The organism is Phycisphaeraceae bacterium (genome assembly GCA_019454185.1).
Taxonomy (GTDB): domain Bacteria; phylum Planctomycetota; class Phycisphaerae; order Phycisphaerales; family UBA1924; genus JAHBWV01.
The window spans coordinates 3480940-3503826 of the sequence record CP075368.1 but is presented as its reverse complement, the minus strand read 5'-3'; the positions used below and the strand labels follow the sequence as shown (position 1 = coordinate 3503826).

The window sequence follows — 22887 nt, the reverse complement described above, 5'->3', positions numbered from 1 at the left end:
CCGTTGAATCTCGCTTCTACGGCCGTGGGCCCCCCTTCTACCATCCATCCATGACCACCGCCTACCAGCGTTGCATCAACCCCGACTGCGGAGCCGAGTACCCCGTCGATCGCATCCTTGTCGCCTGCGAGCGCTGCGCCGAGCTTCTCGATGTCGATTACGACTGGTCGAAGTTCCCGCATCGCGATTGGTCTTGGTTCGAGCTGCGCTCGAGCACGCGCGGCCCGCGCGGTGCCGCCGGCACCGGCCTCTCCGGCAAGGGCCTCGCCACGGCCTCCGCACTCGACTTCTCCGGGGTCTGGCGCTTCAGAGACCTGCTCCCCTTCTGGCGCGATGAATCACAGATCGTCACCATCGGCGAGGGACGCACCAACCTCCAGCGCGCCGACCAGATCGCACGCGAGATCGGCATGGACCTCGGGCCCGACGGCTCCAACCTCTACCTCCAGTATGAGGGCTTCAACCCCTCCGGCTCATTCAAGGACAACGGCATGACCGCCGCCTTCACCCACGCGCGCATGGTCAACGCCAAGCGCGTCGCCTGCGCCTCGACGGGCAACACGTCGGCATCGCTCGCGGTCTACGGCGCACTCAGCGGCATGAAGTGCTTCGTCTTCATCGGCGATGGAAAGATCGCCTACGGCAAGTTGTCGCAGGCGCTGGAGTACGGCGCGACGACGCTGCAGGTCGCGGGCGACTTTGACGCCTGCCTCGCTCGCATCCGCCACATCGCGGAGAAGATGCCGGAGACGGGCGTCTATCTCATGAACTCCGTCAACCCCTTCCGGCTCGAAGGACAGAAGGCCATCATGTACCGGGTGCTGGAGGGGCTGGACTGGCAGGTCCCCGACTGGATCGTCGTCCCCGGCGGCAACCTCGGCAACTGCTCCTCCTTCGGCAAGGCCTTCATCGAGCTCCAACGGCTCGGACTCATCAACAGGATGCCCCGCCTCGCAATCATCAACGCCAAGGGCGCCAGCACCCTCGATCGCATCTACAACGGGCTCGGCGTCCGCTGGAATGGCGGCCGCTACGACCGCGCCAAGGTCAAGGCCGAGTACGACCGCATGGACAGCGCGGGCGAACGCGCCAGCACGGTGGCGACGGCGATCGAGATCAACCGCCCCGTGAACCTCCCCAAAGCCCTCCGCGCGCTGGAAGCGATGAACGGCGTGGTTCGCGTCGCGGACGACCGCTGCATCGTCGAGCACAAGGCCCTCGTCGGACGCTACGGCTTCGGCTGCGAGCCCGCGAGCGCCGCGAGCGTTGCCGGCGCTCGCATGCTCGTAAAGGAGGGCGTCATCAAGCCCCACGAAACGGTCGTCTGCATCCTGACGGGGCACGTCTTGAAGGACCCCGACGTGACGGTTGAGTATCACACGGGGATCAGTGCGAAGAAGTCCGCGGACGGCGCGGGATCCTCGAAGACCGAGCCGCGCGAAGTCCACATCCCGATCGGACGAAACGCCAACCCGCCCATCAAAGTCGCCGACGATCTCGACGCCATCCTCAAGGCAATGGGGGCGTGAGCCTCTGTGAAATGGCAAACCTCATGCCAAAGCGCAAACCCAATCCGCAGCCGAAGTCAAAGCGTGCATCGGCTCGTCCCACCCTCAAGAGTTTGGACGCTGTCGCACGATGGGTAAAGGATGAGATCACACAGGTGCTGAGCTCCCCATCCGGAATGGAGGGTGCTAGCCGATATCGGCTGTTCCAACTGCCCGATGCGTGTGCTCGTCTGTCATATCGAATCGATTCGCGTCTCGGCGTGCCCAATCGCGTAAACCCAGAACCACGCGTACGCCCTCCGAGAACTTCTAAGAACGACGAGACCGAGCGCGTCTCTGCCGTCCGTGCAAGAGCCCCACTCCACGCTCGCATTAACGATGCTGAGGGTCAAACAAAGAAAGCGGGAAGCCGTTCGTCAAGCAAGCATGGCCGATGAGTTCCGACTTTGGATTGTAATTTGTAACGTGTTGGAATCATGATGCCCCCGCAGGGGGCATAGTTGACAGCCGTGGGTCAAGGGAGCGAAGCGACCGCGACCCACGGAAGGCGACGCGCGCGAATGCGACTGTCTTCTTCACTCGACCCCACAGGGGTCGGAGTCTCCTGATTGGACCGACGGCACGCGGAAGTCGCCATCAGCTGGCGTCCACTCTGCAAGATACACAACCCTCGCTTCACGTCCAGATATGCTCCGGGTCGTACTCCACGCCGTAGCGCTCAAGAAGCGCGACAAGCTCTTCCTTGAATGTACGAGTCTTGTGGTGTTCCTTCTGCGTCGCGATGTACCGCAGAATATCATTCCGCTGCGACTCACCTATCGAAAAAGCCCCGTAGCCGTCCTGCCAATGGAACCCGCTGAACTCGCGTCCCCGTGTCTTGATCCACTTTGAAGAGTCCTTCTTTACCTCCATCATCAGATCGCTCATCGAGATCTTCCGACCCAGCACGACAAGCATGTGGACGTGGTCCGGCATTCCTCCCATCGAGAGCAATGGAGAGTCGTGCGCCCGGCAGATGCCGCCCATGTACGCGTACAGGTCAGATTCAATATCGGGAGTGATGAGCGATTCACGATTCCGCGTCGAGAAGACGTAATGAATCAGCACGCGAGACAGCGTTTGCGACATGGCATCCTCCGACCCCTGCGGGGTCGACACCAATATACCGCATGTACCGTGGGTGGCGGTCGGTCGCCAGAGGCGACCTCCCTTACCCACGGCTGTCTACTCGCGTCCCTGCGGGCCGCTCAGAGCAGTGCGCCGTGGTTCGCACTCGCTGTAGCGACGCGGTTCATTCGCACGGAAATCGGTGGCATGAATTGAAAGAGCCCGGCACAGGGCCGGGCTCTTTGGGGTCAACGGATGACATGAAGGCGATCGGAGGGGTTTACTTCCCGCCCATGATCGCCGCCTGCGCCGCCGCGAGACGCGCGATCGGCACACGGAACGGCGAACACGACACATAGTCCATGCCGACCTTGTGGCAGAAGTGGACGGAGGACGGATCGCCGCCGTGCTCGCCGCAGATGCCGATCTTCAGGCCCTTGGATGCCTTGCGGCCCTTCTCGATGCCCATCTGCACCAACTGCCCCACGCCCGTCTGATCCAGCGACTGGAACGGATCCTTCTCGAGGATGTCGCGATTCAGGTAGTCGGGCAGGAACGAGTTGATGTCGTCGCGGCTGAACCCATAGGTCAACTGCGTCAGGTCGTTGGTGCCGAACGAGAAGAAGTCCGCGTGCTGCGCGATCTCGTCCGCTGTCAGTGCCGCACGGGGAATCTCGATCATCGTTCCGATCTTGATGTCCAGGCGGGCCGTGAAGTCCTCGTCCGCCTTCACCTTCGCGATCGTCTTCTCGACCTGCTCACGCAGCAGAGACAACTCGCGCTTCGTGCCGACGAGCGGGATCATGATCTCCGGAAGTGCCTTCACGTTCTCCCGCACGCACTCGATCGCCGCCTCCACGATCGCCCGCACCTGCATCACCAGGATCTCGGGATAGGTCACGCACAGGCGGCACCCGCGATGCCCTAGCATCGGGTTCATCTCGTGCAACTGGGCCACGCGCTGCTTCACCTTCTCAAGCGGCACGCCGATCGACTGGGCCATCTCCTTCTGGGCCTCGGGCTCGTGGGGCAGGAACTCGTGCAGGGGAGGATCGATCAGGCGGATCGTCACGGGCAGCCCGTCCATCGCGCGGAAGATCCCGATGAAGTCGTCCCGCTGATAGGGAAGCAGCTTCGCCAGGGCCCGCTCGCGCGTCTCGACGACCTCGGCGAGGATCATCTCGCGCATCGCCTTGATGCGATCGCCCTCGAAGAACATGTGCTCCGTGCGCGTCAGGCCGATTCCCTCGGCTCCGAAGTCGCGCCCGCGCTTCGCGTCCGCCGGCGTGTCCGCGTTGGTGCGGACGCCGATGGTCCGGTACTTGTCCGCCCACTTCATGATCTTGGCAAAGTCGCCGGAGAGCGTCGGCTCCACCCGGGGCACCGCGCCCGAGATCACCTCGCCCGTCGAGCCGTCGATCGAGATCACGTCCTCGCGCCCGTACGACTTCCCGCCGACCGTGAACTCACCCTTGGTGGCGTCGATGTGGATGTCGCCCGCGCCCGCCACGCAGCACTTGCCCCAGCCGCGCGCGACCACCGCCGCGTGGCTCGTCATGCCGCCCGTGCTCGTGAGGATCCCGGCCGCGGAGTGCATGCCCTCGACATCCTCCGGGCTTGTCTCCTTCCGCACCAGAATGACGCTCTCGCCCGCCTGCTTGCGACGCACGGCTTCCTCAGCGGTGAACGCCGGCTTGCCGACCGCCGCGCCCGGCGACGCCGGAAGCCCCTTGGCCAGCACCTTCGCGATCGACTTCTTGGTCGGGTCGAACGACGGGAGCAGCAGCTGCGTCAGGTCTCCCGCAGGAATGCGGAGCAGCGCGGTCTTCTCATCGATGAGTTTCTCCTTGACCATGTCGCAGGCGATCTTCACCGCCGCCGCTCCGGTCCTCTTGCCGGTTCTGGTCTGCAGCATGAAGAGCGTGCCGCGCTCGATGGTGAACTCGATGTCCTGCATCTCCTTGTAGTGCTTCTCGAGTGTCTGCTTGATCTTCAGGAGCTGCTGGTGAACTCGCTTGTTCCACGCGGGCATCTCGTCAACCGGCTTGGGCGTGCGGATTCCCGCGACCACATCCTCGCCCTGCGCGTTGATCAGGAACTCGCCGTAGAAGGTGTTGTCCCCGGTGGAGGGGTTGCGCGTGAACGCGACGCCCGTCCCTGAGTCCTCGCCCATGTTGCCGTAGACCATCGACTGCACGTTGACGGCCGTGCCGTTCAGGCCGCTGATCCCCGCCAGGCGCCGGTACGAGATCGCCCGATCTGCGTTCCACGACTTGAACACGGCCTCGATCGCCAGCTCGAGCTGCTTGAACGGATTCTGCGGGAACTCATCCCCGACATACTTCCGGTACACGTCCTTGTACGCCTGGCACAACTCACGCAGGCCCGCCGCGGGCACGTCCGTGTCCGCCTCGGCGCGATGCTTCCGCTTGATCTCGTCGAACGCGTGCTCGAAGTGCTCGTGATCAACGCCCATCACGACGTCGCCGAACATGTTGATCAGACGCCGGTACGCATCGAATGCGAACCGCTCGTTCTTCGTCGCCTTCGCAAGGCCCTCGACCGCAGCGTCCGTCAGGCCGAGATTCAGGATCGTGTCCATCATCCCCGGCATCGAGACCGCCGCGCCCGAACGCACCGACACGAGCAGCGGATTGTCAACCGATCCGAAGACCTTGCCGAGCTCCTTCTCAAGCAGCGCGATGTTCTTGTGAACCTCGTTCATCAGCCCCGTCGGCAGGCGCTTCCCCGCGTCGTAGTACTTCGCGCAGGTATCCGTCGTGATCGTGAACCCGGGAGGAACCGGCAGACCGATCGACGTCATATCCGCGAGGTTCGCCCCCTTGCCGCCCAGCAGCATCTTCAATGACGGGCCGCCCTCGGTCCGTGTCTTGCCGAAGTAGTACACCATCTTCCCGCCCTTGGGCGTCGGACCGCTCGGCGCACTTCCCGCCTTGCGAGCAACCTTCTTGCTCACTGGCTTCGTCCGCCGAGCATTCGCTGCATGGGTCTTCTTCGATCCGGACTTCGTGACTCGCTTGGCCATAGACACCTGCCTGGGGGGTGATCTCACGCCCGTTGACGGACGCGAAGGGTGGCGACAGAACCCGCGCGGCACGCGGCCGCCCGTGGGACGCAGAGTTTAGAAACCCCCTCCCCCGCTTTCGACTTTCCCCCGGAATCTCGCCTCAAACACCCGTCAGGCCCCGGCGAAACCCGCCGCTCAAGCACCCCGCCCGAGGACTAAACTCGCCACGCGTGCCCACCTCCGACCCGACTTCACCTCCGAACCCCCACGCGCCGCACACCCTCCCCACGCTCTCACCTCTCGAAGCCATCGACGCCTGGCCCCAATCCGACCCACTTGTCGCCCTCTATTCCGGCATCGGATCCCACGACCGCTCACGCTGGTCGCTTCTCGCAAATCCGTCGCAAGTGTCTGTCATTGATGGTGATGTGAAAGCGTCACTCGCCACGATCCTCGTTTCGTCCTGCCCTCGATCCCGCCCGGCAGAACCGGAACACACCTCAACCGCCCCATTCGGCCCGGGCTGGTTGATCGCGATCTCCTACGAAGCCGCGGCCTCTCTTGAGCCCGCCGTCCAGCCACGTCCCGAATCGGCCAACACCCCCGCCGCCATCGTGGCCCGCATCTCCCGGGGCTGGATCCATGATGGACACTCCAACTCCTGGTCCCCCTTTGGGGAGAACCCGCCACAACTCCCGGCCCCTGCGCGGCACGCACGCCCCGGCTTCGAAATCGGCCCCATCACCAGCGCAACCGGGCACGCGCGATTCGTCCGCACGGTCGAGCATGCCAAAACCTACATCCGAGATGGTGACGTGTATCAGGTCAATCTCAGCCATCCCTTGCGATCTCACTTCCGGGGCTCTTCGCGCGGCCTCTTCACCGCGCTCGCGTCCGCCGCCCGACCCTGGCACGGCGCATACCTCGAATGGACCGAGGGCGACCGAGCCCGCACGCACGCGCTCGCCTCCGTCAGCCCGGAACTCTTCCTCGACTTCGATCCGCACACCCGCATCGTCCGGGCCCGACCGATGAAGGGCACACGCAACTCCGGCGATGCCCACCCGAACGAACTCGATCGCTCCGAGAAAGACCGCGCCGAACTCAACATGATCATCGACCTCATGCGCAACGACATCGGGAAGTCCTGCGTGCTCGGTTCGGTTCGGGTCGAGCAGCCCCGCACCATCGAGATTCACACCGACAGCACCGGGCGAGGTCTTCTCCAGGCGACCGGCACGGTCTCCGGCATCCTCCGGCACGACCGCTCGCCCCTCGACCTCCTCTGGAACGCCCTGCCCCCGGGGAGCGTCACAGGCGCGCCCAAGATCCGCGCCATGCAGATCATCCGCGAACTCGAGGCCCACCCCCGACGCTTCTACTGCGGCTGCATCGGGTACCTCGGCGACGATGGACGCCTGGCCCTCAACGTCGCTATCCGCACCGCCGCGATCTCCGAAGATGCCATCGAGTACGCCGTGGGTGCTGGAATCGTCGCCGACTCCGATCCCGAATCCGAGTGGAGCGAGACGCTCGCGAAGGCGTGGCCCATCATGGGGCTCGCCCCCGGATGAAACACCGCTGATCCGCTCTCGGTGACTCTCCATCCCGTCGGGCGGCATCTCCGCGCTCTCTCGCCCTACGCTCGCACCTATGACATCCGACCCATCGAACGCAGGCCCGCGCATCATCTCCGACGTCGTTGACGTCTTCATCTTCCGCCGCCGCCCATCCCGCGCCCGGATCGATCCCTCCGGAGAGTCCATCGGGGGTGAGGATGTCGTCGAGGTCATGCAACTGCGTCGCGCCGCCAGCCCCGAGCACGGCGGCTCTCTCGCCGGAACCTGGCAGCCACTCATGGGACACATCGAAGCCGGCGAGACGGCGACCGACTGCGCCTGGCGCGAGTTGAAAGAAGAGGTCGGGCTCGAACAGCACTCGCCCGAACTGCTCGGCCTCTGGTCGCTGGAGCAGGTGCACCCCTACTTCCTCGCGTCGAAGAACGCCATCATGCTCTCGCCACGCTTCGCGGCCGAGGTCGTCACAGACTGGCACGCCGAACTCAACGATGAGCACGACGCCGTGCGCTGGGTCCGCGCATCGGATGCAGAGAAGTCCTTCATGTGGCCCGGTCAGCGCGGCGCGATCCGCGAGATCAGGCAAGAGATCCTCAAACCCGGCTCCCTCTCAGAGCCGTGGCTGCGTGTGTGGCCCGAGCGTGCTGAGTGCTGAGTGCTGGGTGCTGGGTGCTGGGTGCTGGGTGCTGGGTGCCACCAGTTCCCGGCGCGCTTCGCGACGGAACTGGTGCATCGCCATACGACGCCGCAGTTGCGCTCTTGCCTACGTCGGCTTCGCCGCGCGCAGCCCCGCGAAGAAAAGCCACTGCGTGCCAAAGACGCAGAACAGAACGACCGCGGCATAGATCACCAGCACACGGTGCTCGTACAGGAACGAGCCGACCCACGAGAGGATCGCAAGCAGAAGCCGTGACATCACGCTATGCTAGCATACACTAACGGTGATCGCAAGGCCGCGTCGCGCTCATTTAAGAGATTTCCCAGAAAGCACTTACGCCGCGAGGCCGGGCACCCGCCGCACACCCGCGCCGAGCCACGGCGTCAGCACACGCCTCTCCGGGAACTCACGAAACGCCCGCACCGCCGCGTCGATCATCGGACCCGGCGACATCGTGCCGATCACCAGAGCGTCCGCCTCCGAGGGATCGCACGCGATACTGACGCCACTCTCGAAGAGCGCACGCTCAACCGCCCAGTCGTTCTTGCCGCGACAGATGATCGCCGCGGTTCGGAACGCTCGCTCCCACATCGCGTGGCGCACCGCCTCCAGCGCCTGCGCTGCGCCCGTGAACCTGTCGTGCAGCGACACCGGCATCGCTCGCCGAGTCTGCCCACGGATCGTCCGACGCAGCTCAACCAGCCCCGCGCCGTATCCCTCGGTCGCCCGCTCCTTGATCGCGATGGCGCGATACCGCTGGCGCAGGTTCCTGAGCTCCGCGCGCCTCCGCTCTTCGGGCGCGTACCGCTGCGTCACCCAGCCGTTGTTGCGGATCAGCCGACCGAGGATCACGCCCTTGTCGCGCCCCGCCGTCACCTTGTGGTGATGCACCACGAACCGATGCTCAAACACCACGCGCCCGCCCATCAGCATCAGCCGCGCCGCAAGGTCATATTCCTCCGCGTAGTAGTTGAACGAGTGGTCGTACCCGCCCGAGGCGAGGAAGGCGTCACGGCGCACCGCCACGCCGCACCCGATGAACACCTCGGGCAACCCTCCATCCTCGCGTCGTCGCTCCGCGGGCAGATGGATGTCCGCGCTCACCGCCAGCACATCGCCGGCCATCCCCCCGAGCACGCCCACAAAGTCGGTCGAGATCGGGTGCGAATCATCGTCCAGCATCACGATCCATGCTGCGCTCGGGTCCGAGGCGTGCACGCCCACGTTCCGCGCCGCGGCTCCCGCGTTCTCATCCATCCGGATCAGACGCACAGGGATCCCGTTCGCCAGCTCGCGCGCCACCTGCGGCACACGGTCGCTGTCATTATCAACAATGATCACTTCCGCATCGTGGCGCGGCAGAGCCCCGAGCGCAGCGAGCGTGCGGGCCAGAACCTCGGGCCGGTTACGCGTGGGCAGGACGTAGGCGAGTGACGGAGTGACAGAGTGACGCAGTGACACAGCAATTACCCTCGTTGATCGGTTCTTACTCCGTCACTGTGTCACTCCGTCACAGCTCTTACGATGCGCGCAGCGCCGCCCGCGCCGGTGAGTGGATCACCTCGGGCGTCGCATAGGTCAGGTGCGCGTTGTGCACACGCACCACGGTCTGACGCACATCGGTCGCGCCGATCGGCACGTTCCCGATCCGCTGCGCCTGGCAGCTCGCGGCACACGCCCCGAGGAACGCCGAAGCAAGCAGCGAGCCCCCCGACGCCAGCGAAAGCGTCGCCATCGTCAGCAGCGCGTCCCCGCACCCCAGAGGATCAATGGCGTATGGGGTCATCGACGGCACGTGCTCCGCCTTCAATCGGTTCGCCCATCCCTCGCCCGTATCCCCCGGACGCGCCAGCCGATCGAACGCGATCAGGCCTTCCGGACCCATCGTCACGATCGCGGCCCGCGACGCAGTCTCCTCAAGCAGACGCCACGTCACCATCGGCAGCCCCTCCGAGTGCAGACGGAACGCCTCACGCGCCTCCGACTCGCTCGGACACAACAGATCCATCGAACGCATCGAAGACAGCGAACTCCGACGCCCGCTCACATCACCGGAGAGCGTGCCGACGTGCGGGCGCAGCCCGCGGCACATCCGCCCCAGCGTCGCCGGTGTCATCAAACCAAGACCGAAGTCCGCGACAATCGCCGCGTCGCACCCGCCGCCCGACCGCGCCGCGTCCGATGCAAGACGCAGCAGCAGGTCGTGCTCCGACTCGTCGAGCACGTACGGCTCCACAAGGTCGAGCTTCATCACCTTCTGTGCGCCGACCAGGAACCTCTGCTTCTCCGGCATCGACGTGCGGCTCAGGATCGATCGCACCTCGACGCCATCCGCGACCATCCGCGCCCTGAACGCCCTCGACTGCTCCGAATCGTCCAGCGCGGTGATCAGGATCGGGCGAGCCCCGAGCGAGGCAGCATGCCTCGCGATGATCGCCGCGCCACCGTCATAATGCCTGTTCTCCAGCGGCCTCAGCGTCATGACCGGGCTCTCGCCGGCAACGTCGGGACGATCGCAGAGCACATACGTGTCCAGGATCGTTTCCCCCACCACCACGACACGCTTGCCCCGTATCCGACCCAGCAACGTGAACAACTCCGCGCCCTGCAGCTCGGTCGTCCCCATCAGTTGCGTCAGCCGCTGATGGAACGGATCGACAGACTGCTCCATCGCGTTGATCAGAGCAGTCGAAGAGAAAACGACATCGCCGGAAGAGAACACCACACGCCCGCCGTGGCGCTCCACCGCCTCGCGCTCCCGACGGAAGCGAGGATCGCTGTTGTGCTCATACTCGCGCCCCTTCACATAGACATCGGGTCGCACCTCGTCGAGCAACTCGTAAGCCGTCGGTCGGTGCTCGATGTGAACCCAGTCCACGAAGTCAAGAGCCGCGAGGTTCTCCGCCCGGAGCTCCTCCGGAATCAGCGGCCTCCCCGTTCCCTTGTTGATCCCCTGATCCCCCGTGATCGACACCAGAAGGATCTCACCCATCGCCTTGGCCTGGCGAAGATGCCTGACATGCCCGGGATGCACAATATCGAAGCACCCGTGGCAGTGGACCACCCGCCGCCCCGCTCCCCGGGCCAGGTCGCGGCGCTCCAGGAGCGCGGCCTTGCTCAGGATCTTCGCGCCGGGGTCGTTGGGGATGGAAGAGGCCGGTGGGGTCGAAGACATGCCAGTGTTATCGGCCGAGCCCGGCCAGATTGTGAACCGAGTTGGCCGCCCGGCGACCGATATCCCATGTTCGGGTATCGCTAGACTCTGGGCCTCTATGAGCGACGCCGCGACTCCATCTCCCTCCCGCACACCGGACTCCGGCCCGGCCCACCGATACACCGCCGCGCTCGCCGAGGCGATCGAGACCCGCTGGCAGACCTGGTGGGACGAGAACCGCACGTTCGTGCAGCCCAACCCCGGCGACCCCGGCTTCGACGGCTCACGCCCCAAGTTCTACTGCCTCGACATGTTCCCCTACCCCTCCGGCGCGGGGCTCCACGTCGGACACCCCGAGGGGTACACCGCAACCGACATCATCTGTCGCTACCGAAGGATGAAGGGCTTCAACGTCCTCCATCCCATGGGATGGGACGCCTACGGCCTTCCCGCCGAGCAGTACGCGATCCAGACCGGCGTCCACCCCGCCATCACCACGCGCCGCGCCATCGACACCTTCCGCCGCCAGTTGAAACGCTTCGGCTTCTCCTACGACTGGACCCGCGAGTTCGCCACCATCGACGAGGACTACTACCGCTGGACGCAGTGGATCTTCCTGCGTCTCTACAACGCCTGGTACGACGAAGAGCTGCGCACCGCGCGCTCCATCGACGACCTCATCGCCGAGTTCCGCGCCGGCACCCGCCCTCTTCGATACAACCCCAAGGCCGCCGAGTACGCCCACGCCCCAGGCGTCACCGCCAACACCATCGCCGGACCGTGGGACAGCGTCGACTACGAGACACGCCGCTCCATCGTTGACAGCTACCGGCTGGCCTATGTCTCCGAGCAGCTCGTCAACTGGTGCCCCAAACTCGGCACCGCCCTCGCCAACGAGGAAGTCATCGATGGCCGCTCCGAACGAGGCGGCTACCCCGTCGTCCGTAAGCCCCTCCGCCAGTGGATGATGCGGATCACCGCCTACGCCGACCGCCTCATCGACGATCTCACGGGGCTCGACTGGCCCGATTCCACCCGCACGCAGCAGGCCGAATGGATCGGTCGCTCAGAGGGCGCGGAGATCGACTTCCCACTCCTCGACCCCGACAAGTCCATCACACGCACGCTCCGCGTCTACACCACCCGCCCCGACACCATCTTCGGCGCGACCTACATGGTCATCGCCCCCGAACACCCGCTCGTCGCCTCCGCGCTCGAAGAGTGTCGCCCGGAGACCGACATCCCAGCGGTCGAGGCCTACATCGCCCGCGCCAAGGCACGCACCGACGTCGATCGCCAGGCGGACACAAAGACCAAAACCGGCGTGTTCAGCGGCATCATGGCCGTCAACCCCGCCACCGGCAAAGAGATCCCCGTCTGGATCGCCGACTACGTCCTCATGGGATACGGGCACGGCGCGATCATGGCCGTCCCCGCGCACGACGAGCGCGACTTCGAGTTCGCACGTCAGTTCAACCTCCCCATCCGCGATGTTGTCCTCTCCCGCATCCACTGGGCCATGGCCTACTTCGCGAACAACGCCACCGACGACGAACGCAATGGCGACACCTGGTCCACACACCTGGCCGACTTCCTCGGACTCGTCACCAGCACCAACGCCGAGCCCGATCACATGCCCGCGCTCCTCGCTCGCGTCCGTGCGGCTCGCCCGGCTGTGGGCGCAGCTGGGGGGGCAGGTGGCGAGGCGGCGAGCGGCGACGCCGGCGTCGGCAAACGCGGCTCCACCCAGGGCGAATGGCTCGAGACCATCGCCTCCATGGGCTTCGCCTCGTTCGACGATCTCCGCACCGCATTCGCCGAGGGCACCATCGTCGAACGCTTCGGCATCGCATACTCAGGCGCGGGCCACGCCATCAACTCCGCCAACGCCGAGGTCTCGCTCGACGGGCTCTCCACACCCGACGCCAAACAGCGCATCATCGCATGGCTCGATTCCAAAGGAATCGGACGCAAGAAGATCAACTACAAACTCCGCGACTGGCTCTTCAGCCGGCAGCGGTACTGGGGCGAGCCCTTCCCCATCGTCTACGACGAGCGCGGCTTCCACTTCCCCGTCGACGAGTCCAAGCTCCCCGTCACGCTCCCACCCCTCGAAGACTTCAAGCCCGAAGAATCCGAAGATCCACAACCCCTCCTGGCCAAAGCGAAGGAGTGGATGCGCGCCACGGCGAAGGATGTCGGCGTCAAGGACCTCCCCGCCGATGCGATCGTCAGGCGTGAGACCAACACCATGCCCGGCTGGGCCGGCTCATGCTGGTACTACCTCCGCTACTGCGACGCAAAGAACGACAAACGCCTCATCGGCAAGCCCGCAGAGTCCTATTGGATGACCGGACGCGTCGCAACCTCCGATGACACGCCCATCCCCAGGCCCATCGGCGGCGTCGATCTCTACATCGGAGGCAACGAGCACGCCGTCCTCCACCTGCTCTACGCGCGATTCTGGCACAAGGTCTTGTTCGACCTCGGCGAAGTCTCCACACCCGAACCGTTCCAGAAGCTGTTCCATCAAGGGCTGATCACGAGCTACGCATATCAGCGGGCTGACAAGGGCCTTGTTGCCGTCGATATGGTCGACAACAAAGGCACCGAAGAGAAGCCGCGCTACATCGCACGCGACACCGGCGAAGAAGTCACCCAGATCACCGCCAAGATGTCCAAGTCGCTGAAGAACGTTGTCAATCCCGACGACGTGATCGCCGACTACGGCGCAGACACTTTCCGGCTGTACGAGATGTACATGGGCCCGCTGGAGGCCTCAAAGCCCTGGAACACACGCGACATCACGGGGCTCTTCCGCTTCCTCCAGCGGCTCTGGCGCCTCACGGTCAATGAAGAGACCGGCGACCTGCGCCTCGCGCCGGACACATCGGCTGGCTCCGACGCCCACAAGTCCATCGAGAAGCTTCTCCATCGCACCACCGTCAAGGTTGAGCAGGCGATCGAGAAACTCTCCTTCAACACCGGGATTGCCGCGTTGATCGAATTCGTGAACGCCGCGACATCCTCCGTCGGCGCGGAGAACGGGCCGGGTCTGACCCGCCCGCAGCTTGAGCGACTCGCGCTCATCCTCTGCCCCTTCGCGCCGCACATCGCCGAAGAACTCTGGTCGAAACTCGGGCACACCAGCGCCTGCTCGCTCGCCCCGTGGCCCGCCGTTGACGAGTCCATGCTGCGCGACTCCGAGGTCGAACTCCCCGTGCAGGTCCAGGGCAAGGTCCGCGCCCGCATCACCGTGCCCGCAGACGCGGACGATGCCTCCGTCACCGCCGTCGCCCTCGCCGAGCCCAAGGTCGCGGAGCTGCTTTCGGGCAAGCCGCCGAAGAAGGTCATCGTCGTCAAGGGACGCATGGTCAACGTCGTCGTCTGATCCCTTCCCCCTACCATCACCTCCCCTTCCCCACAGGAGTCCCCCATGCCCTGGCTCAAGGTTGTTGATGCGCTCAAAGCACCCGTCGGAACCACCCTCACCGTCAAGGGCTGGGTCCGCACCCGCCGCGACTCCAAGGCCGACGGCGGCCTCTCCTTCGTCGCCATCCACGACGGCACCTGCTTCGACGCCATCCAGGCCGTTTGCAAGGGCTCGCTCCCCAACTACGCCGACCAGATCGCCAAGCTCACCACCCACTGCGCCGTCGAAGTGACCGGCGTCGCCTCCCAGACGCCCAAGGGAGGCATCGAGCTCCAGGTCGATCCCGCCTCCGGCGGCAGCGTCACCGTCCACGGCCTCGTTGACAACCCCGATGGCTACCCCATCCAGCCCAAGCAGCACACCATGGAGTTCCTGCGCGAGAACGCGCACCTCCGCGTCCGCACCAACACCTTCGGCGCTGTCGCCCGCGTCCGCTCCACGCTCAGCATGGCCATCCACCGCTTCTTCCACGAGCGGACCTTCTTCTACGTCCACACGCCGATCATCACGGCGTCGGACTGCGAGGGCGCGGGCCAGATGTTCCGCGTCAGCACCCTCGACCTCGCCAATCCGCCGCGGGTCGGATCGAATGAGGCCCGAAGCGCAAGCGAGGGCGTTTCTGCCGCTTCCTCTGCGCCTTCCTCTTCGTGCCTTGGTGCCTCCGTGCCTTCGTCCCTTCCTGTCGACTTCTCCCACGACTTCTTCGGCAAGGAATCCCACCTCACCGTCAGCGGCCAGCTCAACGTCGAGACCTACTGCTGCGCCCTCTCACGCGTCTACACCTTCGGCCCCACCTTCCGCGCCGAGAACTCCAACACCTCGCGCCACCTCGCCGAGTTCTGGATGATCGAGCCAGAGATCGCCTTCGCGACCTTGAAGGAAGACGCCGACCTCGCCGAGGAGTTCATCAAGTATCTCATCAAAGCCGTCCTCACCGAGCGCGCCGACGACATGAAGTTCTTCGATGAACGCATCGAGAAGGGCCTCATCGCGCGCCTCACCCACGTCCTCGAAACCCCCTTCCGCCGGCTGCCGTACACCGAAGCCATCAAGATCCTCGAAGCCGCGATCGCCGGAGGAAAGAAGTTCGAGTTCCCCATCAAGTGGGGCGCGGACCTCCAGTCCGAGCACGAGCGCTTCCTCACCGAAGAACACTTCAAGCAGCCCGTGATCCTCATGAACTACCCCAAAGAGATCAAGGCCTTCTACATGCGCCTCAACGACCCCGGCACCGACGGCGCGCCCGGTGATACGGTCGCCGCGATGGACGTGCTCGTCCCCGGCATCGGCGAGATCATCGGAGGCAGCCAACGCGAGGAACGCCTCGACATCCTCGACCGACGCATCACCGAGATGGGCCTGCCGATCAAGGAATACTGGTGGTACCGCGACCTCCGGCGTTACGGCACCGTCCCCCACGCCGGCTTCGGCCTCGGCTTCGAACGCCTCATCCTCTTCGTCACCGGCATGCAGAACATCCGCGACGTGATCCCGTTCCCCCGCGCGCCGAAGCAGGCGGAGTTTTAGGCGACCGACATGGCGTCGTATCGTGAAATCACCCCGGAGATCATGGCCCCGCTGCTTGGCAAGCCGGAGTTGCGGTTTCTGGCGCACGCGATCAACTCCCTCGGCTCGTGCCTGATGCAAGAGGAGCCGTATGTTGTTCACGTGCATGCATCTGACGCACCAAGCGTCCGTCTTCGATACAAGAAGAGCAGCCACGAAATTGCATCAGTCGAGGTGAAGTCATCAAGTGATATGGAGGCTAATGAGTATGTCCGCCGTATACATGAAGAGCTAGTCACGGACCGCTCGGAGGGAATCTACGCATTCACCGCATTTGCTTCGAAGCAGATTGGCGGGCAGTTTATTGACAGCAAGCTTCGAATGCAGGTGCGGCCCGCACCGCCCAAGGATCCGAGGCCGCCCTTTCTGATGGGCGAGCATCCATGTGTCGTAAGCTTGAAGTACTTGCGATTCCCGAATAGTTCGCAGCTTGATCGAATCTCTCGGGAACAGGAGGGCAGGCGATGGTTGCTTCTGCTGAATGCCTTTACAATTGGCGTGCGAGCACGACATCCTTATGGCATGCACGACTATGCAATAATCAAGCGTAACGGTACTCCTCAATGTGAGTATGTGCAACTAGATTACTGGCCCACGCACATCACTCCTGATTCAGTTTGTCTGTTGGATAAATGTGGTCTGATCCCGGCCATTCCTGAATCGCAGTACTTCTCTGTTTCCCTTCCTGCGATCTCTCCATGGCTTCGAGATGACTTCAGTATTCCAGATACGCTAACGTCGCTCTTGACGTTGCACGACCAAGCTGAACGAGATGTCCAGGAGCGGTTCCTGAGAGCGTGTCATTGGCTTCATACATCATCTCTCGTGAATACTGGACACGAAGAAGTGCGGCTGATGTGTCTCGCAGCGGCTGTCGAATCATTACTGCCGGTGGTGCCGTCATCGCCTTGCCAATCGTGCAAGAGGCCCACGGGTCCCGGGCCGACACGGCTGTTTCGTGACTTCGTGGATTCGTACATGCTCGAAATCGCATCCAGTCGCCAGTTCGCCGGATTGATATACGATCTTCGTTCCAAGATCGTACATGGTACACACATGTTGGGCGACGGCCTGCCTTGGCTTGCTCCATTCGGTGGGCGTCTGTATGCTGACGAGGGCCTGATTCGGGATTTTTCTCGCGGTCTGCGCATGGCGTTCATTCGATGGCTTAGAGGGCACACAGTTGGCGACAAGGATTCCCAATGAATGCTCGGGAACCCGTGAAGAGCGGACTCCCCTCTTCTCCGTCCCTTCTTCCCGACCCGTGGCGTGTAGCCCCGACCTTCCTTGCGCCGTGCCACCGCAGATCGGCCGGCCCACAAGGAGAGCCAACCGCCGATCTCGGTGTACCCCCCTCTTCGCCGCTTCGGCGCACGGCTGGTTGCCCGTGGGGAGGCGACACCGGCTTCAACCGGTGCATCGCGGCCCACCCACCCTCTCTTCCGCTCTCCTACCCCGCCCTGTGCCCACAACGCATTCCTCTTCGCGGCCCACCGGGCCGCCGGGATGTAGCCACGTGGCGCAGCGAACGCCGAAGGCGTGAGCCAGCCCGTGGAAAGCGACACATCACACGCTCGTTCCACCTTCGCACGCTGCCCCGGCGGGGCAGAGGAACGCCATCGACCATCCCTCTCAACGCGCTCACCGCGCCGACCTCCTCACTCAAACACATATCTCTCATCAAACTCCACCTCGTGCGCCCGCAGCAACCGCAGCAACTCCGACTTGAAGTCCTCCTTCGCGTGGTGCTCTCGCTGCCCGAGGATGTACCGCTTCACATGCTCTTCCTGCGACTTGCTCACCGAGAGCACCGAGTATCCCTCCTGCCAGGCGAACTCGCGCAGGCCAATCTCTTCGTGCACCCACTTTGATGATCGCGACTTCACGGTTCGCATGAGGCCCGCGATGCTCTCGTCCGTGCGCCACCGGAGATACAAGTGAACGTGATCCGCGATGCCACCGATCTCGTACATCACGCCCTTCTCTGCACGGATGATCCCTCCTATGTATGCATACAGGCGTGGCGCGAGACCGGTATCGATCAACGGCCGGCGCTCCTTCGTGCTGAACACGACGTGCAGAAGAATCTGTGAATAGGTTCCGGGCATGGTTCCTCCCACGCCCCTGCCGGGGCGATGTACCTGTGCCAGCTTACCACGGGCTGGCTTGTCCCTTCGGGACTGCGCTGCGCCCGCGGCTACACACACCGGCTCCTTCGGAGCCAAAGGCGATAGACCGGCGCGCGACGGCTTCCCGTGCACGAAGGGCGTTCCCTCGTGGATACTGGTCGCACCAAGATCCTCCCTTGCCGTGCCACCATGATCGACGTCTTCGCTCCGATCATCCCAGCGGAAAGCGCTTGCAGAGCGTGCGCACATCCTCGCGCACCGACGCCGTCGTCGATGCGAGCGCATCACCCCCCTGCACGCCCGCGCTGAGCACACGATCGAAGAGTGCGGCAACAACTCGCATCTCGGCCTCGCCGAAGCCGCGCGTCGTCAACGCCGGCGTTCCCAGCCGCAGCCCGCTCGTCACACGAGGCGGCCGCGGATCATCGGGGATGCCGTTCTTGTTCGTGATGATGCCCGCGGCTTCCAGCCACTTCTCCGCGTCCGCACCGGTCAACTGGTCGCTCTTGCCGCGCAGGTCAACCAGCATCAGGTGGTTGTCCGTGCCCCCGGTCGTGATGCGATACCCCTTCGCGACCAACTCCGAAGCAAGTGTCGCGGCGTTGCGCACGACTCGCTCGCAATAGGTCCGGAACTCAGGGCGCAGGGCCTCGCCGAACGCCACGGCCTTCGCCGCGATGATGTGCATCAGCGGCCCCCCCTGCACGCCCGGGAAGAGCGCCTTGTCGATCTTCTTGGCCAGTTCCTCGTCGTTGGTCAGGATCAGCCCGCCCCGCGGCCCGCGCAGCGTCTTGTGCGTCGTCGTCGTCACCACGTGCGCGTGCGGGAACGGCGACGGATGCACGCCGGACGCCACCAGCCCCGCGATGTGCGCGATGTCCGCCATGAGCAGCGCACCGCAGGCATCGGCGATCTCTCGGAACTTCGCGAAGTCGATCACGCGGGGATAGGCCGAATAGCCGCACATCAGCAGTTTCGGCTTGTGCTCCATGCAGACCGCGCGAACGGCGTCGTAGTCGATCCGCTCATGCTCGGGGTGGGCCTTGTCATAGTGCAGGGGGTAGTGGACGGGCCGGTAGAACGTGCCCGAGAAGTTGATCTTCATCCCGTGCGACAGGTGCCCGCCATCCTTCAGCACCAGCGAGCAGAACGTGTCGCCGGGCTGCAACAGCGCCATAAACGCCGCGGTGTTGGCCTGAGCCCCCGAGTGCGGCTGCACATTCGCGTACTTGGCCCCAAACAACTTCTTCGCCCGCTCGCGCGCGAGATCCTCGATCTGATCGTGGAACTCGCACCCGCCGTAGTACCGCGCACCCGGATACCCCTCGGCGTACTTGTTGGTGAGACACGTCCCCATGGCGTGCATCACCTCCGGAGAGACGTGGTTCTCGCTGGCGATGAGCTCCAGCGTCGTCTCCTGGCGCTCACGCTCCTTGGCGATCAACGCCGCCGCTTCAGGGTCGGCACGCCCGATGAGCGACAAGACCTGATCGGTGATGGGGTCGGCGTGGTGTGCGTTCGACGGAGCGCGCGACGTGTGGGGTTGGGTGGCCATGGGTTTTGAAGGATATCGGGCGGCCGGCCCGGTGTGCTGGGCCGAGGCCGGAAGTGATTTTTCTGGGAATGGTCGAGAATCCCGCGCCGGTCGGGGGCGTGACTCACGCTGGAGCGTGTGGAGTCAGTCGTTTCCCCCTCACCACCACCACAGAACCAGAACCGTTCCAAAGGAGTCCAAGCCATGAAAGCCACACGCTCCATCGTTCAGAGCCGCGCCACGCTGATCGCGATCCTCGCGGGGTTGGCCGCCGTCGGCCTGCCCGCGCACGCCGCGCCAGCCAAGCCCGCCGACCCGCCCAAGGGCAAGATCGGCAAGTACGACAACAACGCGGCCCTGACCCAACGGGCCAACGGTGAGAAGACACTGGTCGTCATGATCCACGGATTCGACGACACGCCCGCGATGTGGGGCAACCTTCACGCGTCCATGAACAGGAGACTTCCCAACGGAATCAACATTCTCCCCGCGGGGACTGCGGTCTGGGAGTATGACTGGCGGACGGATGCCGCGGGCACGTTCGGCCCCGGTCTCCTGAACAAGCCGGCGAACTTCGTTGACGCCATCGGGACAACCGGTGGTCAGGCCGACAATCTCCTGCACCAGATCATCACGAAGGGGCGTATCGGCGGCGAGGGGCAATGGGACCACGTCCACCTGATCTCGCACAGTCTGGGCGCGCCGATCAACGAGTTAGCGGCTCGCGGGCTGAAGAAGTACGGCGTGAAGACGGTCCAGCAGACCTTCCTTGATCCCGCGATCGACCCTGATGGTGCGATGGGCAAGTGGTTCGGTGGCACGGCGGATGTTGCGGAGAACTACTTCGCGCCAGGCGGCGCCCTCGGCTATGTGGGCTTCACGGGGCACACGTTCAAGTCCGCCGTCAACGTCAATGTCGCGGCGACCACGCGGTACATCCCCGCGGTCCAGCCCAACGAGCACCACAAGTGGCCGGTCGAGTGGTACGACGAGGGCATCCGCGGCTCCGGCGTCGTGGACCTCGGGCCGGTGCCCAAGTCGGGGTACGGCAGGTTCGGATGGGGGTACTCCTACGAGCGAGCGATGGAGCGCGACAACGCATGGCCCGTGGTGGACGCCTCGAAGCACAATCGCGGCCGGCTGATCACGATCGGCAATCAGGGATGGCTCGACTCAAACGACAAACTCAGCGTTCTGCCCGAGCAGGAAAGGACGCCGGGCGTCACGGTCGACTCGAGCGCGGGAATGGCGACAGTGCGCACGACGGGAGATCGCATCACGGGGCTCGACCTCGAAGCGATGGGGGCGGCGCCGTCCTGGATGGTCCTGAACGTCGACACTCGGAACAACGGTCCCGTGGATGCCATGACGTTCTCGTATTCGTTCGCGGACAGCGGTCCGAGCCAGCGCGACGGGATGTTCTCAGTGCTTGTCGCCTACGAGTTTGAGGGCGCGTTCCAGTGGCTGGAGATCTTCTCCGCACGCCAGTCCTTCAATCTTGCCGGCTCTGAGGATCAGTCCAGCGGGCCGGTGTCGCTCTGGCAGACGTTCGAGAGCGGCGAGTACGCCGTCGCGTTCGTCTTCGAGTCGCTGGATGGCCAGCTGTCGGGCGTCTCGGTCAATGACATCACGTTCTGGAACTACAACGCGGTCCCCGCTCCCGGCGCGACCGCGCTCGTCGGCATGGGGTGCCTCGTCGCGAGCCGCCGTCGCAGGGTGTGAACATCGCGAAGGTGCGGAGTCTCGGTCCTGGAGTGGGATGGCGGGCGGCCCCCCGAGTGGCATGGGGGCCGCTTCGCTGCGCGCTGGAAGAACCCGCGTTCCCTACACTCTTGCCCCTTCCCGTAGATGTTCCCGCCGGTCAGAGTTCCCCGCTCCACAGAGGTTCCGGGCATGCCCACACCATTCGACGTTCGTGCCGCCGCCACCCTCCATGCTCTCCGCGACGGAGGGCAGTACAAGCACCTCCAGACCATCGACGGACCCATGGACGCGGTGGTTCGTCTGAAACAGCCGGACGGCTCCTTCCGCGACACCCTCTGCTTCTGCTCGAACAACTACCTTGGCCTCGCGAACCACCCGGAGGTTGTCGAGGCCGGCGTCAAGGCCCTGAAAGACTACGGCGCTGGCACCGCATCCGTCCGCTTCATCTGCGGCACATTCGGCCCGCACCACGATCTCGAGCAGCTCATCGCTCGCATGATGGGAACCGAAGCGTCATACACCTTCGTCTCCGCGTGGACCGCGAACGAGGCGATCTTCCCGACGCTCTGCGAGCCGGGCGACATCATCATCTCGGACGAACTCAACCACGCCTGCATCATCGATTCCATCCGCCTCGCGACGACCATCAAGAAGGGCGTTCACAAGGCCGTCTACAAGAACAACGTGCTGACGGGCGAGAACTCACTCGAGCAGCGCCTCGCCGAGGCCGCGGCAAACCCCGCCGTCACCGGCCAGATCTGGGTCGTGACAGACGGCGTCTTCTCGATGGAGGGCTCCATCGCCGACCTGCCGACCATGCGCGTCCTCTGCGATAAGCACAACGCCATCCTCGTCGTCGACGACTCGCACGGGCACGGCGTCATGGGACGCACCGGACGCGGCACACACGAACACTGGGGAATGATCGACGCCGCACACGCCGCGCCGACCCGCACCAACCGCGTCGATATGTTCAGCGGCACGCTCGGCAAGGCCCTGGGAGGCGGCGCAGGAGGTTTCGTCGCCGGAACACGCGACGCGATCGACATGCTGATCCAGCGCGGCAGGCCGACACTCTTCTCGAACGCGCTCCCGGTGACGGTCGCGGCGTCGGCGCGGAAGGCGATCGAAATCATGCTCACGGAGCCGCAGCGCGTCGAGCGCCTTCGTTCCAACGTCGCCTACGCACGCCAGAAGATCAAGCAGGCAGGGTTCGACGTGCTCGAATCACCGACCGCGATCTGTCCGATCATCGTCCACGACACGGCCAAGGCGATCGCCATGTCCAAGCGCCTGCTTGAAATGGGCGTCTTCGTCATCGGCTTCGGCTACCCGGTCGTGCCCGAGGGCCACGCCCGGCTGCGCTGCCAGATCTCCGCAGCGCACACGACCGAGCATATCGACACCCTGGTGGATGCACTCCGCCGCCTGTGACTTCATTCCTTCATGCCTTCATGCCTTCATGCCTTCATGCCTTCGTGCCTTTCCC

Annotated in this window: 15 protein-coding genes; 8 read left to right on the top strand and 7 right to left on the bottom strand. The window is 64.5% G+C overall.

The features are described from left to right. Positions 1–50 precede the first annotated feature (50 nt). Positions 51–1529 carry a threonine synthase gene (gene thrC / locus KF838_14640; GenBank protein QYK48014.1) on the top strand — a complete coding sequence of 493 codons (1479 nt, stop codon included), beginning with the start codon at positions 51–53 and terminating at the stop codon, positions 1527–1529. A 654-nt stretch (positions 1530–2183) separates the two neighbouring features. Here thrC and tnpA (KF838_14635) read toward each other — a convergent pair. Further along, the gene (tnpA, locus tag KF838_14635) at positions 2184–2636 is read right to left on the bottom strand and encodes an IS200/IS605 family transposase (protein QYK48013.1); all 453 of its coding nucleotides are present in this window, start codon (positions 2634–2636) and stop codon (positions 2184–2186) included. 259 nt (positions 2637–2895) lie between these two features. Next, positions 2896–5526, bottom strand: a complete 2631-nt coding sequence (gene ppdK / locus KF838_14630) for a pyruvate, phosphate dikinase (protein QYK49844.1) — start codon at positions 5524–5526, stop codon at positions 2896–2898. A gap of 347 nt (positions 5527–5873) precedes the next feature. Between ppdK and KF838_14625 the strand changes: the two genes are divergently transcribed. After that, positions 5874–7217: an anthranilate synthase component I family protein gene (locus tag KF838_14625; GenBank protein QYK48012.1), complete on the top strand. Its 1344-nt coding sequence runs from the start codon at positions 5874–5876 to the stop codon at positions 7215–7217. 79 nt (positions 7218–7296) lie between these two features. Continuing rightward, entirely contained in the window at positions 7297–7875 is a 579-nt protein-coding gene (locus KF838_14620; protein QYK48011.1) for an NUDIX domain-containing protein, read from the top strand. A 108-nt stretch (positions 7876–7983) separates the two neighbouring features. Here KF838_14620 and KF838_14615 read toward each other — a convergent pair whose 3' ends face one another. The 3 genes from KF838_14615 to KF838_14605 form a co-directional block, all read right to left on the bottom strand. Continuing rightward, on the bottom strand, positions 7984–8136 hold the full coding sequence (locus KF838_14615) for a hypothetical protein (protein QYK48010.1): 153 nt from the start codon (positions 8134–8136) through the stop codon (positions 7984–7986). Between the two features lie 75 nt (positions 8137–8211). Then, positions 8212–9339 carry a glycosyltransferase gene (locus KF838_14610; protein ID QYK48009.1) on the bottom strand — a complete coding sequence of 376 codons (1128 nt, stop codon included), beginning with the start codon at positions 9337–9339 and terminating at the stop codon, positions 8212–8214. 58 nt (positions 9340–9397) lie between these two features. Continuing rightward, a complete protein-coding gene (locus KF838_14605; GenBank protein QYK48008.1) occupies positions 9398–11053 on the bottom strand; it encodes an adenylyltransferase/cytidyltransferase family protein in 1656 nt (551 codons plus the stop codon). Positions 11054–11150: 97 nt separating this feature from the next. Here KF838_14605 and KF838_14600 point away from each other — a divergent pair, with 97 nt between their 5' ends. The 3 genes from KF838_14600 to KF838_14590 are packed head-to-tail and all read left to right on the top strand — an operon-like array spanning position 11151 to position 17237. Next, positions 11151–14423 carry a leucine--tRNA ligase gene (locus tag KF838_14600; protein ID QYK48007.1) on the top strand — a complete coding sequence of 1091 codons (3273 nt, stop codon included), beginning with the start codon at positions 11151–11153 and terminating at the stop codon, positions 14421–14423. A gap of 45 nt (positions 14424–14468) precedes the next feature. Further along, positions 14469–15992, top strand: a complete 1524-nt coding sequence (gene asnS / locus KF838_14595) for an asparagine--tRNA ligase (GenBank protein QYK48006.1) — start codon at positions 14469–14471, stop codon at positions 15990–15992. Positions 15993–16001: 9 nt separating this feature from the next. Then, entirely contained in the window at positions 16002–17237 is a 1236-nt protein-coding gene (locus KF838_14590; GenBank protein ID QYK48005.1) for a hypothetical protein, read from the top strand. Positions 17238–17689: 452 nt separating this feature from the next. Here KF838_14590 and tnpA (KF838_14585) read toward each other — a convergent pair whose 3' ends face one another. After that, positions 17690–18139: an IS200/IS605 family transposase gene (gene tnpA / locus KF838_14585; protein ID QYK48004.1), complete on the bottom strand. Its 450-nt coding sequence runs from the start codon at positions 18137–18139 to the stop codon at positions 17690–17692. Positions 18140–18371: 232 nt separating this feature from the next. After that, the gene (locus tag KF838_14580; GenBank protein ID QYK48003.1) at positions 18372–19715 is read right to left on the bottom strand and encodes a serine hydroxymethyltransferase; all 1344 of its coding nucleotides are present in this window, start codon (positions 19713–19715) and stop codon (positions 18372–18374) included. A gap of 183 nt (positions 19716–19898) precedes the next feature. On the opposite strand from KF838_14580, the gene KF838_14575 reads away from it, so the two are divergent. Both KF838_14575 and KF838_14570 read left to right on the top strand, forming a co-directional pair. Next, on the top strand, positions 19899–21416 hold the full coding sequence (locus KF838_14575) for an alpha/beta fold hydrolase (protein ID QYK48002.1): 1518 nt from the start codon (positions 19899–19901) through the stop codon (positions 21414–21416). A 171-nt stretch (positions 21417–21587) separates the two neighbouring features. Beyond that, entirely contained in the window at positions 21588–22832 is a 1245-nt protein-coding gene (locus KF838_14570) for an aminotransferase class I/II-fold pyridoxal phosphate-dependent enzyme (protein QYK48001.1), read from the top strand. Positions 22833–22887: the final 55 nt, after the last annotated feature.

What these genes read in the sequence shown, in the direction of transcription:
- KF838_14615 (QYK48010.1), bottom strand. Translation starts at nt 8,136, where the DNA reads ATGTCACGGCTTCTGCTTGCGATCCTCTCGTGGGTCGGCTCGTTCCTG.
- KF838_14620 (QYK48011.1), top strand. Translation starts at nt 7,297, where the DNA reads ATGACATCCGACCCATCGAACGCAGGCCCGCGCATCATCTCCGACGTC.
- ppdK (QYK49844.1), bottom strand. Translation starts at nt 5,526, where the DNA reads ATGGTGTACTACTTCGGCAAGACACGGACCGAGGGCGGCCCGTCATTG.
- tnpA (QYK48004.1), bottom strand. Translation starts at nt 18,139, where the DNA reads ATGCCCGGAACCTATTCACAGATTCTTCTGCACGTCGTGTTCAGCACG.
- asnS (QYK48006.1), top strand. Translation starts at nt 14,469, where the DNA reads ATGCCCTGGCTCAAGGTTGTTGATGCGCTCAAAGCACCCGTCGGAACC.
- KF838_14605 (QYK48008.1), bottom strand. Translation starts at nt 11,053, where the DNA reads ATGTCTTCGACCCCACCGGCCTCTTCCATCCCCAACGACCCCGGCGCG.
- KF838_14590 (QYK48005.1), top strand. Translation starts at nt 16,002, where the DNA reads ATGGCGTCGTATCGTGAAATCACCCCGGAGATCATGGCCCCGCTGCTT.
- KF838_14575 (QYK48002.1), top strand. Translation starts at nt 19,899, where the DNA reads ATGAAAGCCACACGCTCCATCGTTCAGAGCCGCGCCACGCTGATCGCG.
- KF838_14600 (QYK48007.1), top strand. Translation starts at nt 11,151, where the DNA reads ATGAGCGACGCCGCGACTCCATCTCCCTCCCGCACACCGGACTCCGGC.
- KF838_14580 (QYK48003.1), bottom strand. Translation starts at nt 19,715, where the DNA reads ATGGCCACCCAACCCCACACGTCGCGCGCTCCGTCGAACGCACACCAC.
- KF838_14570 (QYK48001.1), top strand. Translation starts at nt 21,588, where the DNA reads ATGCCCACACCATTCGACGTTCGTGCCGCCGCCACCCTCCATGCTCTC.
- tnpA (QYK48013.1), bottom strand. Translation starts at nt 2,636, where the DNA reads ATGTCGCAAACGCTGTCTCGCGTGCTGATTCATTACGTCTTCTCGACG.
- thrC (QYK48014.1), top strand. Translation starts at nt 51, where the DNA reads ATGACCACCGCCTACCAGCGTTGCATCAACCCCGACTGCGGAGCCGAG.